We start from the raw sequence: 13,076 nt of genomic DNA on the forward strand, positions 1-13,076 counted from the left end.
TCGATCCCATCGATTCGAGGAGGACCCGCACATGGCCCCCGTGGCACAGTTCCGTTCCGTCGTCGTCGACTGCCCCGAGCCCCTCGAACTGGCCCGCTTCTACGCGGCGATCGGCGGCGGCGCCCCGCAGGAGGCGGACGCCGACTGGGTGGTGCTCCAGGTGCCGGGCGGGCCGCGCGTCGCCTTCCAGCGGGCGCCCGGCCTGACCCCGCCGGAGTGGCCCCGCTCGGACCGCAACGCCCAGCAGTTCCACCTCGACTTCGACGCCGGCGCGACCTGGGCGGAGATGGACGCGGCGCACGAGAAGGTGCTCGCGCTCGGCGCCCGGGTGCTGGACGAGGAGGACAAGGAGAAGAAGGACTTCGTGGTCTACGCCGACCTCGCCGGCCACCCCTTCTGCCTCTGCCGGATCGACAGCTAGCCGTACGGGGAGGGCCTGGGCGGTCTCAGCCGTCCAGGTCGGCGATGGTCGCCGTCGAGGGTGCGCGGCGCTGCCGGGCCACCTGGGCGGCGAAGGCCGCGCCGCGCAGCACGCGCTGCACGTTGCCCCAGGTCAGCAGGGCCACGTCGGACTCCTCCCAGCCGCGCCGCAGCAGCTCGGCGACGAGCCGGGGGTAGCAGGAGGTGTCGCCCAGCTCCAGCGGGTGCGCGGTGCCGGCGTCGAAGGTGCCGGACAGGCCGACGGCGCCCGGGCCGACCACAGAGCGGACGTGGTCGAGGTGGTCGGCGACATCCCGCACGGTCGGTCCGGTCTGCTCGGCGGTGAGCGGCACCATGCACAGGCCGCCGGCCGCGCCCAGCTCGACCAGCAGGTCGTCGGGGAGGTTGTCGGGGTGCGGGCGCAGGGCCCCAGCGGCGGAGCGGGTGCACAGCGCGGGCGCCTTGGAGACGGCGAAGAAGCGGCGCGCGGTCCCCGCGGAGGCGCCGGAGAGGTCGGCGAGCACACCGAGCCGGTTCAGCTCCCGGACCACCTCCTCGCCGAACCGGGTGAGACCCGCCTCCCCCGCCCAGCTCGTGCCGGCCAGCGTGAGCACCCGCAGCCCGAGGGCGTGCAGCGAGCGCAGCACGCCGAGGCTGTCGCCGAGCGCGGCGGCGCCGGCCGGTCCGGGCAGCACCGCGACACGCCCGCAGTGCCGGGCGTCGATGGCCTCCCCGGCGTCGCGGGCGAGGCGCAGGCCCTCGGGGTAGGCGCCGACCACCGCCTTGACCAGGTCCAGCTGCTCCAGACAGGCACCGACGGCACGGTCCCCGGCGACCGCGCCGGGCACGTGCAGCGACCAGAACACCGCGCCGACGTGGCCCTCCCGCAGCCGGGGCACGTCGGTGTCCACGGCGCTCTCGCCGAGTTCGAGGTCGTACCAGGGCAGGCCCCGCAGGGCCCACGGCAGCCCGTTGTAGCCGTCGGCCACCGGGTGCGCCGCCAGGACGGCGAGGGCGCGGGTCAGCGGCTCGTCGTCGGGGTCGGAGACCGGGGCGTACGGTTCCGCCGGCGGGGCCCCGCCCGGCAGCGGCTCGGGCAGGTCCTCCAGCGCGCCGGCCTCGGTGCTGGGGTGCAGGTCGTCCTGGAGATCGGCCATGACGGGCTCCGTGAGGTCGTCGTGCGTTACGGCCACCGTCGCACGACGCGGTACGTCCTTCCTGGTGGGTGGCGCGTTCGGGGGGCGCCGCCCACCAGGGGCGTTCCTCAGGGGGCCGCCGGGCCGTCCAGCTGCTCGAGGGTCGCGTTGGACGGGCCCCGGGTGGCCTGCAGGGAGCGGGCCACGTCCTCGGCGTCGCCGAGCACCCGTACCGCGTTCTTCCAGGTCACCTTGGCCAGGTCGGCCTGGGACCAGCCGCGCTCCAGCAGCTCGGCGATCAGGTTCGGGTAGCCGGAGACGTCGTCCAGGCCGTCCGGGGTGAACGGCGTGCCGTCGTAGTCGCCGCCGATGCCGAGGTGGTCGACGCCGGCGACCTCGCGCATGTGGTCGAGGTGGTCGGCGACGGTGGACACGGTGGCGACGGGGCGCGGGGTGCGCTCCTCGAAGGCGGCGTGCACGCGCATCGCCTCGGGGCCCGAGTCCAGGTGGTGGAAGCCGTGCGCGCGCATGTTCTCGTCGGCGGCGGCCGTCCAGTCCACCGCGGCCTGGAGCACGAACTTCGGCACGAAGGTGACCATCGCGACGCCGCCGTTGGCGGGCAGCCGCTCCAGCACGTCGTCGGGGATGTTGCGCGGGTGGTCGCAGACCGCGCGGGACGAGGAGTGCGAGAAGATCACCGGCGCGGTGGAGGCGTCAAGCGCGTCCCGCATCGTCGTCGCCGCGACGTGCGAGAGGTCGACCAGCATGCCCTCGCGGTTCATCTCGCGGACGACCTCGCGGCCGAAGGCGGAGAGGCCGCCGACGCCGGGCTCGTCGGTCGCGGAGTCCGCCCAGGCCACGTTGTCGTTGTGGGTGAGGGTGAGGTAGCGCACGCCGAGCGCGTACAGCTGCCGGAGCGTGGCGAGGGAGTTGTCGATGGAGTGGCCGCCCTCGGCGCCCATCAGCGACGCGATGCGCCCCTCGCCGCGCGCGGCCTCCATGTCGGCGGCGGTCAGCGCGGCCCGCAGCTCCCCCGGGTGGCGGGCGATGAGCTGCCGTACGCAGTCGATCTGCTCCAGCGTCGCGGTGACCGCGCCGGGCAGGTCGGAGCGGACGTACACCGACCAGAACTGCGCGCCGACGCCGCCGGTCCGCAGCCGGGCCAGGTCGGTGTGGAGGAAGGCGGACTGGTCCTCGGCGATGTCCCGCGCGTCCAGGTCGTAGCGGACCTGCTCGCGCAGCGCCCAGGGCAGGTCGTTGTGGCCGTCGACCACGGGGAACTCCCGCAGCAGGGTCCGGGCCGTTTCCAGATTCGGGGTCGTCACGGCGCTCACTTCCCGAAGCCGAAGGCCGCCGAGCCCTCGACCTTGGTGCGCAGGCGGCGGCCCTTCTCGGTGGCCTGGTCGTTCAGCTCCTGCTGGAACTCCCGCATCCGGGCGAGCAGCTCCTCGTCGTGCGCGGCGAGGATGCGGGCCGCGAGCAGCCCGGCGTTGCGGGCGCCGCCGACGGAGACGGTGGCGACGGGCACGCCGGCCGGCATCTGGACGATGGAGAGCAGCGAGTCCATGCCGTCGAGGTACTTCAGCGGCACGGGGACGCCGATGACGGGCAGCGGGGTGACCGAGGCGAGCATGCCGGGCAGGTGGGCGGCGCCGCCCGCCCCGGCGATGATCGCCTTCAGACCGCGCCCGGCGGCCTCCTCGCCGTAGGCGATCATCTCGCGCGGCATGCGGTGCGCGGAGACCACGTCGACCTCGTAGGCGATCTCGAACTCGTCCAGGGCCTGGGCAGCGGCCTCCATGACGGGCCAGTCGGAGTCGGACCCCATGACGATGCCCACGACCGGGCCGGCGCCCACGACCGGGCTTGCCTCGCTCATTCGGTGATCGTCCCCTTGAGGTAGCCGGCGGCGTGGGTCGCGCGCTCCAGCACGTCGTCCAGGTCGTCGCCGTAGGTGTTGACGTGGCCCACCTTGCGGCCGGGCTTCACGTCCTTGCCGTACATGTGGATCTTGAGCTGGGGGTCGCGCGCCATGCAGTGCAGGTACGCGGTGTACATGTCCGGGTAGTCGCCGCCGAGGACGTTGACCATCACGGTCCACGGCTGGCGGGGGCGCGGGTCGCCGAGGGGGAGGTCGAGGACGGCGCGGACGTGGTTGGCGAACTGGCTGGTGACCGCGCCGTCCATGGTCCAGTGGCCGGAGTTGTGCGGGCGCATCGCCAGCTCGTTGACGAGGACGCGGCCGTCCCGGGTCTGGAACAGCTCGACGGCCAGGTGGCCGGTGACGCCCAGCTCCTTGGCGATGCCGAGCGCCATCTCCGAGGCCCGCAGCGCGAGGTCCTCGTCCAGATCGGGCGCGGGGGCGATCACCGTGTCGCAGACGCCGGCCACCTGCCGGGACTCCACCACCGGGTAGGCGACGGCCTGGCCGTGCGGGGAGCGGACCACGTTGGCGGCCAGCTCGCGGACGAAGTCGACCTTCTCCTCCGCGAGCACCGGCACCCCGGCGCGGAACGGCTCGGCGGCCTCCGCGGCGGAGTCCACGACCCACACGCCCTTGCCGTCGTAGCCGCCGCGCACGGTCTTGAGGACGACCGGGAAGCCGTCCCCCTCCTCCGCGAAGGCGGCCACGTCGTCCGGATCGCGCACGATCCGGTGGCGTGGGCAGGGCACGCCGATCTCGACCAGCTTCGCGCGCATCACGCCCTTGTCCTGGGCGTGGACCAGCGCGTCGGGGCCGGGGCGCACGGGGATGCCGTCCGCCTCCAGGGCCCGTAGATGCTCGGTCGGTACGTGTTCGTGATCGAAGGTGATCACATCGCACCCCTGCGCGAACGCGCGCAGCGTGTCGAGGTCGCGATAGTCGCCGAGGACGACATCGCTCACGACCTGCGCCGCGGAATCCTGCGGGGTGTCACTGAGAAGCCTGAACCTGATGCCCAACGGGATGCCCGCTTCGTGCGTCATACGCGCGAGCTGGCCCCCGCCGACCATGCCGACTACCGGGAACGTCACGCCCCTAGCGTATCGGCCGCACGGAGCCCACCGGTTTACCGGCCGTTCTCGCGCCCGGCATCGGACGTCCGCAGGAAGATCGCGCGTCCGGGTGGTTAGCATGGCCGGGTTGACGCCGAACGACGGACGGGGGCTTGCACGGCCATGGGACATGGTTCTACGGGGTCCTACGTGACTCCTCCCCCTGCCCAGGCGCCCCCCGGACCGCTGCGGCGGTGGTACGACCGCTTCGCCCGTGAACTGCTGAAGTTCGGCGCGGTCGGCGGCGCGGGAGTCCTGGTCAACCTGCTGGTCTTCAACCTGGTCCGGCAGGTCTCCGACCTCCAGGTGGTGCGCGCGAGCATCGTCGCGACCATCGTGGCGATCGTCTTCAACTACCTGGGCTTCCGGTACTTCACCTACCGCGACCGGGACAAGAGCCGCCGCACCCGGGAGATGACGCTGTTCCTGGTGTTCAGCGCGATCGGCCTGGTCATCGAGAACGGCGTGCTCTTCACGGCGACGTACGGCTTCGGCTGGGACAGCCCGCTGCAGAGCAACATCTTCAAGTTCCTCGGCATCGGCCTGGGCACGCTGTTCCGCTTCTGGTCCTACCGCAGCTGGGTCTTCCGCGCCATGCCGCCGGCCCGCGAGGTGCTGATCCGCGCGGAGTCCTTCCTGGAGCACGAGGCGCCCACGGTGCTCCCGCAGCCCGACGGCGCCCCCGCCGGCCGCGGCTGACGTCCTGGGGCCGCCTCAGGCGCCTCAGGACCTTCAGATGCCTCAGCGCACGGTGTCCCGGTCGTCGTCCGGGCTCTTCTTCGGGGGCGCGGTGCGGGACAGGAACAGCCCGAACACCGGCGGCCGGGACTGGAGCAGCTCCAGGCGGCCGCCGTCCGCCTCCGCCAGGTCCCGCGCCACGGCCAGGCCGATGCCCGTCGAATTCCGGCCACTGATGGTGCGCTCGAAGATCCGCGCCCCGAGGTCGGCCGGCACGCCCTGGCCCTCGTCGGTGACCTCCACGACGGCCTGGTTGCCGGTGACCCGGGTGCGCAGGGCGACCGTGCCGCCGCCGTGCATCAGCGAGTTCTCGATCAGCGCGGCCAGCACCTGCGCCACCGCGCCCGGCGTGCCCACCGCCGTCAGCGGGCGCTTCCCGGAGCTGACGATGGCGCGGCCCGCACTGCGGTAGGCGGGGCGCCACTCGGCGATCTGCTGCTGGATGACGTCGTCCAGCTCGAAGGTGACCGCGGAGCCGCTGCGCGGGTCGCGCGAGTTGGTCAGCAGCCGCTCCACCACGTCCGTCAGCCGCTCCACCTGGGTCAGCGCGATGGTCGCCTCGTCCTTCACCGTGTCCGGGTCGTCGGTGAGGGTGATCTCCTCCAAGCGCATGGACAGCGCGGTCAGCGGGGTCCGCAGCTGGTGGGAGGCGTCCGCGGCGAGCCGGCGCTCGGCGGTGAGCATCCGCGCGATGCGCTCGGCGGAGGAGTCGAGCACGTCGGCGACCCGGTCCAGCTCGGGGACGCCGTAGCGCTTGTGCCGTGGACGCGGGTCGCCGGAGCCGAGGCGCTCGGCGGTCTCGGCGAGGTCGGTGAGCGGGGAGGCCAGGCGGTTGGCCTGCCGGATGGCGAGCAGCACCGCCGCGATCACCGCGAGCAGCGCGACCAGGCCGATGATCAGCAGGGTCCGGCCGACCTCGCGGGTGACCGAGGAGCGGGGCTCCTCGACCACGACCGTCTCGCCCTCCTCGCCGGTGGAGGTGCCCCGGATGACCTCGCCGGTCGGCCTGGCGCCGACCTCGACGACCGGCTCACCGGGGATGCGGATCACGGCGTAGCGGGAGTCGGCGACCTGCTCGCGCAGGAATCCGGCGTCCACCGTGCCGGTGCCGATCAGGCGGCTGTCCACGATGCTGGCCAGCCGCACCGCCTCCAGGTCGACGCGCTCCTGGGCGGTGGTGCTGATCGTGCGGGTCTCCACGATCACCAGGGAGACGCCGAAGACGGCGATCACGACGAGCACCACGGCGAGCGTGGACTGGATCAGTCGGCGGCGCATGTCCTCGTATCCGTCGTGCTCCTACGTGGTGACCGGCTCAGTTCTTCTCGAAGCGGAAGCCCACGCCGCGCACGGTGGCGATGTAGCGCGGGTTGGCCGCGTCGTCCCCCAGCTTCTTGCGCAGCCAGGAGATGTGCATGTCCAGGGTCTTGGTGGAGGACCACCAGGTGGTGTCCCAGACCTCGCGCATCAGCTGGTCGCGGGTGACGACCCGGCCCGCGTCGCGCACCAGCACCCGCAGCAGGTCGAACTCCTTCGCGGTGAGCTGCAGCTCCTCGTCGCCCATCCACGCCCGGTGCGACTCGACGTCGATGCGCACGCCGTGCGTGGCGGGCGGCTGCTGCGGCTCGGCGGCGCCGCGGCGCAGCAGGGCGCGGACCCGGGCGAGCAGCTCGGCGAGGCGGAAGGGCTTGGTGACGTAGTCGTCGGCGCCCGCGTCCAGGCCGACGACGGTGTCCACCTCGTCGGCGCGGGCGGTCAGGATGAGGATCGGCACGGCGTGGCCCTCGGAGCGCAGCCGGCGGGCCACCTCCAGGCCGTCCATGCCGGGCAGCCCGAGGTCCAGCACGACGAGGTCGACGCCCCCCTGCATCCCGGCGTCCAGCGCGGTGGGGCCGTCCTCCCGCACCTCCACCTCGTACCCTTCCCGGCGCAGAGCGCGGGCCAGCGGCTCCGAAATGGACGCGTCGTCCTCGGCGAGCAGTACTCGGGTCATGAGCAGATGGTAGTCCGCCCGGCACAGCGCCAGACAGGAGATGCCATCCTGGGATGGGACCTTCGAAAGGCCGAGTGCGGTTCCGCCGCCACCTGTGATTGATGTCTCAAGACCTTCCATACCGGGCGGTGTCCTGCCGTATGGTGAATCAACGCCTGTAGCACCATGGGGACCTTTGGCCGCTTCTGCGCTGAAGGTCCTCATTCGTGTGCGGGCCGGTCCTCCCCGACCGGCCGTCAAAGGAATGACCTACGGCCGGGCCCCGCAGCGCAGAGCCGCGCGCAGGGGCGTGGATCCCGGTGGTCGCCGTCCCCGCTCCGTGATCCGGAGCGGCTCCCCGTGGGCGTGGGGTGGACGGCTCCCCGCCGGTGCCGGCTCCCCCCACCGGGCGCGCATCGCCTCATGAGCGCGTCCCGACCAGCAAGGAACGACCATGGCGTCAAGCCTGACGAAGGACTCGGTGCGCCCGGGCATCCCCGGTTCCGAGAAGACCTTCTTCGGCCACCCGAGGGGTCTGGCCACCCTCTTCATGACCGAGATGTGGGAGCGTTTCTCCTACTACGGCATGAGGGCTCTGCTCCCGCTGTACCTCGTCGCCCCCGGCGGCCTCGGCCTCAGCGCGGGCACGGCGACCGCGATCTACTCGGTCTACCTGTCGCTGGTGTACCTGCTGACGATGCCGGGCGGCTGGTTCGGCGACCGCGTCTGGGGTCCGCGCAAGACCGTCGCCATCGCCGGCGGCGTGATCATGCTCGGCCACCTCACGCTGGCGCTGCCCACCTCCGGCACGTTCTACGCGGGTCTCGGCCTGGTGGCCATCGGCTCCGGTCTGCTGAAGGCCAACATCTCCACGATGGTCGGCCAGCTCTACCAGGGCCCGGACGACGCGCGCCGGGACGGCGGCTTCACCGTCTTCTACATGGGCATCAACCTGGGTGCCTTCATCGCGCCGCTGACCATCGGCACCGTCGGTGAGAACGTCAACTGGCACCTCGGCTTCGCGCTGGCCGCGCTCGGCATGGGCCTGGGCGTCGTGCAGTTCCTGCTCGGCAGCCGGCACCTCGACCCGGTCTCCAGCGTCGTCCCCAAGCCGCTGTCCGACGCGGAGAAGTCCTCGACGCTGCGCAAGGCCGCGTTCTGGGCGGCCGTGGCGGTCGTCTTCTACGCGATCGTGGGCGGCACCGGCCACTACACCCTGAACTGGGTGCTGGTCCCGCTGACGCTGCTCGGCGTGATCATCCCGGTGATGGTGCTGGCCCGCATCAAGCGCGACCGGTCCCTGGACCGGGGCGAGCAGTCGAAGATGTCCGCGTACATCTGGTTCTTCGTCGCCGCGGCCGTGTTCTGGATGATCTACGACCAGGGCGGGTCGACGATGTCGATCTTCGCCGACTCCTCCGCGGAGAACAGCGTCCTCGGCTGGGGCTTCCCGGTCTCCTGGTACCAGTCGGTCAACCCGGTCTTCATCATGGCGCTGGCCCCGGTCTTCGCCGTGGTCTGGCTGGCGCTCGCCCGGCGCGGCAAGGAGCCGAGCACGGTCGTCAAGTTCTCCTTCGGCCTGATCCTGGTCGGCGCGTCCTTCTTCCTCTTCCTCGCCCCGCTGGGCATCGCGGAGGGCGGTCACAAGGCGGCGGCCATGTGGCTGGTGGCGATCTACTTCGTCCAGACCGTCGGTGAGCTGATGCTCTCCCCGGTCGGCCTGTCGGTGACGACGAAGATGGCGCCGGCGAAGTACGCCTCGCAGATGATGGGCGTCTGGTTCCTCGCGGTCACCGCCGGCGACGCCACGACCAGCCTGCTCTCCATCGCGGGCGTCGACCTGAACAAGACGGGCATCGTGGCCATGGAGGCCGCGGTCGCCGTCCTGGCGGGCTTCGCGGTGTGGATGTACCGGAAGCGGGTGCGGGAGCTGATGGGGGACGTGAACTAGTCCCTGCGGGGCTTGTGCAGGGTGCCTTGTGGAGGGCCATCTCGTCGGTGACGCCGACGCGGTGGCCCTCCGGGCGTGCGGGGGGGGCGGCTTCACGGGTGCCGGTCCGGGTGGGTGCACGGGGCTCTGCCCCGTACCCCGCCAGGGGCTCCGCCCCTGGACCCCGGCCTGTGCCCACCCGCCGCCCATCCTGGTCGGGCAGAGAGGTGCGCGATTACGCCGGGGCGCCCAGCTCTGCCCAGACGCGTTTGCCGGGGACGTCCGGGGTGCGCAGGACGCCCCAGTCGAGGCAGAGGCGTTGGACGATGAACATGCCGTGGCCGCCGGGGCGGCCCGCGCGGTGTGGGGTGCGGGGGGTCGGCTGGCCCGCGCCGCGGTCGGAGACCTCCAGGCGGATCACCTTGCGGTCGCAGGTGATCCACAGCTCGTCCGGCCCGTCGGCGTGCAGGCACGCGTTGGTGACCAGCTCGGAGACCACCAGCAGGACGTCCTCCGCGGCGGCCCGCCGGTCGGCGGTGTCGGAGGGCAGCCAGCCCCAGGCGTGCAGCGCCTCGCGGGTGAAGTCGCGGGCCAGCGGCACGACGCCGCTCTGGTCCGCGAAGCTCAGTCTGCGGACCAGGTGCCCACCGGACGTCTCCGCAGGAGCTTCCTGGACGGGCCCGGGGACGCCGTCCTCGGACGTCCCGGAAGCGCCGCTGGGCTCCGGGCCGCGGTCGCCCGGCGAGCAGGGCCGGGTGGTGCTCATCAGCGCTTCACCTCACCGATTCACCAGTTCACATTTCACGTCGTACACGTCATTGGCACCGCACCGGTTCCCGCCGTACGGCCGAGTCGTCCGCCCGGAGGCGCCGGCCGCCCGGCGTTCGACGGGCTCAGGAACTCTCCTGCCCGACCGGACCGGCCGAACACCCCTGTATTCGGCACGAATCACAGGAAGGGGCCGGAACGCCGGCCACAGGGGCCGCACAGGGCCCACTCAGGGGCCCGTCGCCGCACGGTCGGGAAAAGAGTCTCAGCCGGAGTCGTCGGCCAGCGCCGACTCGAGCGAGTCGTGGATGGTGAAGACCGCTTCCGCGCCCGTGATCTCGAACACACGCGCCACCACCGGCTGCATGTCCACCAGATGCACGCCGCCGCCCGCGGCCTCCGCCTTCAGCCGCGCCCCGAGCAGCACGTTCAGCCCGGTGGAGTCGCAGAACTCCAGGCGCGAGCAGTCCACGACGAGCCGCGTGAATCCCTTGGAGAGGCACTCCTCCAGCGGCTCTCGCAACAGGTCGGCGGTGTGGTGGTCCAGCTCACCCGCCGGCGTTACGACGGCGCTGCGGCCCTCTTCGCGCACCTCAACCAGAAGCCGGCCCGACTGGGCGCTGCCGACCGTCCCGCGGTCCATGCCGTTTCTTCTCCCGAGGTCGTGACTGCTCTGACGCCCTCGCACCTTACGCCCTCCCGCCCCGCCCCGACACCCGAACAACCGCACACAAACGGACATACCCTCGCAGAACACACTTGCGAGAGGCTCGGTAAACCCGGTAGGGCTATAGGAACACGCAAATCGACACGGTCGGCCATGGAGGCGCCGCACACCGCAGTGCACGTTTTGGCTTCGGCAGCCGTATGCCGAGAACGATGGAGGACACCATGTCACCCCGGCTCGACGGATCGCGTACCCAGAATGCGACGTCGACACCCCCTCCGGAACATCTGGATCCCATCGAGCGGACCGACGGGGGCGTCGACCACGACGACCTGCTCGCCGGTCTCCCGGACATCCCCGCCTACGACGAGGTGGCCCCGGCCGACGCCCGGGCCCTGTCCCGGACCCTCTTCGGGCGTCTGGAGTCGCTGGAGGAAGGCACCCACGAGCACGCGTACGTACGCAACACGCTCGTCGAGCTGAACCTCGCGCTGGTCAAGTTCGCCGCCTCCCGCTTCCGTTCGCGCAGCGAGCCGATGGAGGACATCATCCAGGTCGGCACGATCGGCCTGATCAAGGCGATCGACCGCTTCGAGCTGTCGCGCGGTGTGGAGTTCCCCACGTTCGCGATGCCCACCATCATCGGCGAGATCAAGCGCTTCTTCCGCGACACCTCGTGGTCCGTGCGCGTCCCGCGCCGCCTCCAGGAGCTGCGCCTCGACCTGGCCAAGGCCGGCGACGAGCTGGCCCAGCGCCTGGACCGCGCCCCGACGGTGACCGAACTGGCCGAGCACCTCGGGCTGTCCCGCGAGGAGGTCGTCGAGGGCATGGCGGCGTCCAACGCGTACACCGCCTCGTCGCTGGACGCCCAGCCGGAGGACGACGACGCCGAGGGCACCCTCGCCGACCGCATCGGCTACGAGGACCACGGGATCGAGGGCATCGAGTACGTCGAGTCGCTGAAGCCGCTGATCGCCGAACTCCCCGTCCGCGACCGGAAGATCCTCTCGCTGCGCTTCGTGGCGGGCCTGACCCAGTCGGAGATCGGCGAGGAGCTGGGCATCTCCCAGATGCACGTCTCGCGCCTGCTGTCCCGGACCCTGGTCCGGCTGCGCAAGGGCCTCACCGTCGAGGAGTGAGCCGCGCCGGGTGAGTGCGCACGTCTTTCAGGGGGCGGTCCGTTGTCGGACCGCCCCCTTTCGACGTCCGCTCAGACCTCGCGCACGCCCCGCCGCCACACCCCGGACACCAGCGGCACGCCCGGCCGGTAGGCCAGGTGGACGTGGCTGGGCGCGTCCAGGAGCGCCAGGTCGGCGTACGCGCCCGGGGCGAGGCGTCCGACGTCCTCGCGGCGCAGGGCCGCCGCGCCGCCCCCCGTGGCCGCCCACAGGGCCTCGTCCGGCGTCATCCCCATGTCCCGCACCGCGAGGGCGATGCAGAAGGGCACGGAGGAGGTGAAGGACGAACCGGGGTTGCAGTCGGTGGACAGCGCGACCGTCACGCCCGCGTCGAGCAGGCGCCGGGCGTCCGGCCACTCGGCGCGGGTGGAGAACTCGGCGCCGGGCAGCAGCGTGGCGACCGTGTCGCCGCTCGCCAGGGCGTCCACGTCGGCGTCGGTGAGGTGCGTGCAGTGGTCGGCGCTGGCCGCGTCCAGCTCGACGGCGAGCTGCACCCCGGGGCCGTGGGTGAGCTGGTTGGCGTGGATGCGGGGGTGCAGGCCCTTGGCCTTGCCGGCGGTGAGGATCGCGCGGGCCTGGTCGCCGTCGAAGGCGCCGCGCTCGCAGAAGACGTCGATCCAGCGGGCGTGCGGGGCGCAGGCGTCCAGCATCTCGCCGGTGACCAGGGCGACGTAGGCCGCCGGGTCGTCGGCCAGCTCGGGGGCGACGATGTGGGCGCCGAGGTAGGTGACCTCGTCGGTGTGGCGGGCGGCGACGGCCAGGGCGCGGGACTCGTCGGCGGTGGTCAGGCCGTAGCCCGACTTCGTCTCGAAGGTCGTGGTGCCCTGACGCAGCGCCTCGCCGAGGTAGCGGACGAGCCCCGCCTCCAGCTCCGCGTCGCTCGCGGCGCGGGTGGCGGCGACCGTGGTGCGGATGCCGCCGGCGCTGTAGGCGCGGCCGGACATGCGGGCGTTGAACTCCTCGGTGCGGTCGCCCGCGAAGAGCAGGTGCGAGTGGGAGTCCACGAAGCCCGGGATCACCGCCCGGCCACCCGCGTCGACCCGATTGTCAGTGGCGGGTGCTTTGCTTGCTTCACCGGTCCACACGACGCGGTCGCCCTCGATGACGACGACCGCGTCCCGGACCAGTCCGAGTGGGGAGTTGTCGCCGAGGGAGGGGTCGTTCGTGACGAGTGTGGCGATGTTCGTGATGGCGGTGCTGGTGCTCATGGCGTCCTCGGTGGCCTGGGTGG

At 72.2% G+C, this 13,076-nt stretch carries 13 protein-coding genes; 4 read left to right on the forward strand and 9 right to left on the reverse strand.

The genetic code is table 11. The features are described from left to right. Window positions 1-31: 31 nt before the first annotated feature. Complete coding sequence (locus ACGFZL_RS13540) at window positions 32-421, forward strand: VOC family protein (RefSeq protein WP_393691297.1); 390 nt, start codon at window positions 32-34, stop codon at window positions 419-421. A gap of 25 nt (window positions 422-446) precedes the next feature. On the opposite strand, the gene ACGFZL_RS13545 is transcribed toward ACGFZL_RS13540, so the two are convergent. The 4 genes from ACGFZL_RS13545 to ACGFZL_RS13560 all read right to left on the reverse strand — a co-directional run bounded on the left by ACGFZL_RS13545 (window position 447) and on the right by ACGFZL_RS13560 (window position 4,571). Next, window positions 447-1,577 carry a dipeptidase gene (locus ACGFZL_RS13545; RefSeq protein WP_393691299.1) on the reverse strand — a complete coding sequence of 377 codons (1,131 nt, stop codon included), beginning with the start codon at window positions 1,575-1,577 and terminating at the stop codon, window positions 447-449. Between the two features lie 107 nt (window positions 1,578-1,684). Next, window positions 1,685-2,881: a dipeptidase gene (locus ACGFZL_RS13550; protein WP_393691301.1), complete on the reverse strand. Its 1,197-nt coding sequence runs from the start codon at window positions 2,879-2,881 to the stop codon at window positions 1,685-1,687. A gap of 5 nt (window positions 2,882-2,886) precedes the next feature. Next, complete coding sequence (purE, locus tag ACGFZL_RS13555; protein WP_355175939.1) at window positions 2,887-3,435, reverse strand: 5-(carboxyamino)imidazole ribonucleotide mutase; 549 nt, start codon at window positions 3,433-3,435, stop codon at window positions 2,887-2,889. Next, window positions 3,432-4,571, reverse strand: coding sequence for a 5-(carboxyamino)imidazole ribonucleotide synthase (locus tag ACGFZL_RS13560; RefSeq protein WP_393691304.1), 1,140 nt, complete (start codon window positions 4,569-4,571; stop codon window positions 3,432-3,434). The genes purE and ACGFZL_RS13560 overlap by 4 nt, the downstream gene beginning before the upstream one ends. A 144-nt stretch (window positions 4,572-4,715) precedes the next feature. On the opposite strand from ACGFZL_RS13560, the gene ACGFZL_RS13565 reads away from it, so the two are divergent. Next, complete coding sequence (locus tag ACGFZL_RS13565; protein ID WP_355175937.1) at window positions 4,716-5,291, forward strand: GtrA family protein; 576 nt, start codon at window positions 4,716-4,718, stop codon at window positions 5,289-5,291. 42 nt (window positions 5,292-5,333) lie between these two features. Here the strand turns inward: ACGFZL_RS13565 and ACGFZL_RS13570 are convergent, their stop codons facing one another. Together ACGFZL_RS13570 and ACGFZL_RS13575 are read right to left on the reverse strand one after the other, a co-directional pair. Next, window positions 5,334-6,608, reverse strand: a complete 1,275-nt coding sequence (locus ACGFZL_RS13570) for an ATP-binding protein (RefSeq protein WP_393691306.1) — start codon at window positions 6,606-6,608, stop codon at window positions 5,334-5,336. Between the two features lie 37 nt (window positions 6,609-6,645). Next, window positions 6,646-7,323, reverse strand: a complete 678-nt coding sequence (locus ACGFZL_RS13575) for a response regulator transcription factor (protein WP_355175935.1) — start codon at window positions 7,321-7,323, stop codon at window positions 6,646-6,648. A gap of 433 nt (window positions 7,324-7,756) precedes the next feature. On the opposite strand from ACGFZL_RS13575, the gene ACGFZL_RS13580 reads away from it, so the two are divergent. Continuing rightward, window positions 7,757-9,253, forward strand: a complete 1,497-nt coding sequence (locus ACGFZL_RS13580) for an oligopeptide:H+ symporter (RefSeq protein WP_355175934.1) — start codon at window positions 7,757-7,759, stop codon at window positions 9,251-9,253. Window positions 9,254-9,467: 214 nt separating this feature from the next. Here ACGFZL_RS13580 and ACGFZL_RS13585 read toward each other — a convergent pair whose 3' ends face one another. After that, a complete protein-coding gene (locus ACGFZL_RS13585) occupies window positions 9,468-9,998 on the reverse strand; it encodes an ATP-binding protein (protein ID WP_355175933.1) in 531 nt (176 codons plus the stop codon). 267 nt (window positions 9,999-10,265) lie between these two features. Next, window positions 10,266-10,643: an STAS domain-containing protein gene (locus ACGFZL_RS13590; protein WP_355175932.1), complete on the reverse strand. Its 378-nt coding sequence runs from the start codon at window positions 10,641-10,643 to the stop codon at window positions 10,266-10,268. 236 nt (window positions 10,644-10,879) lie between these two features. Here ACGFZL_RS13590 and ACGFZL_RS13595 point away from each other — a divergent pair, with 236 nt between their 5' ends. Then, on the forward strand, window positions 10,880-11,806 hold the full coding sequence (locus ACGFZL_RS13595) for an RNA polymerase sigma factor SigF (RefSeq protein ID WP_393691310.1): 927 nt from the start codon (window positions 10,880-10,882) through the stop codon (window positions 11,804-11,806). Between the two features lie 71 nt (window positions 11,807-11,877). On the opposite strand, the gene hutI is transcribed toward ACGFZL_RS13595, so the two are convergent. Continuing rightward, window positions 11,878-13,053, reverse strand: a complete 1,176-nt coding sequence (gene hutI / locus ACGFZL_RS13600) for an imidazolonepropionase (protein WP_393691312.1) — start codon at window positions 13,051-13,053, stop codon at window positions 11,878-11,880. Window positions 13,054-13,076: the final 23 nt, after the last annotated feature.

Origin of the sequence: Streptomyces sp. NPDC048182 (genome assembly GCF_043202555.1) — a bacterium.
GTDB lineage: Bacteria > Actinomycetota > Actinomycetes > Streptomycetales > Streptomycetaceae > Streptomyces.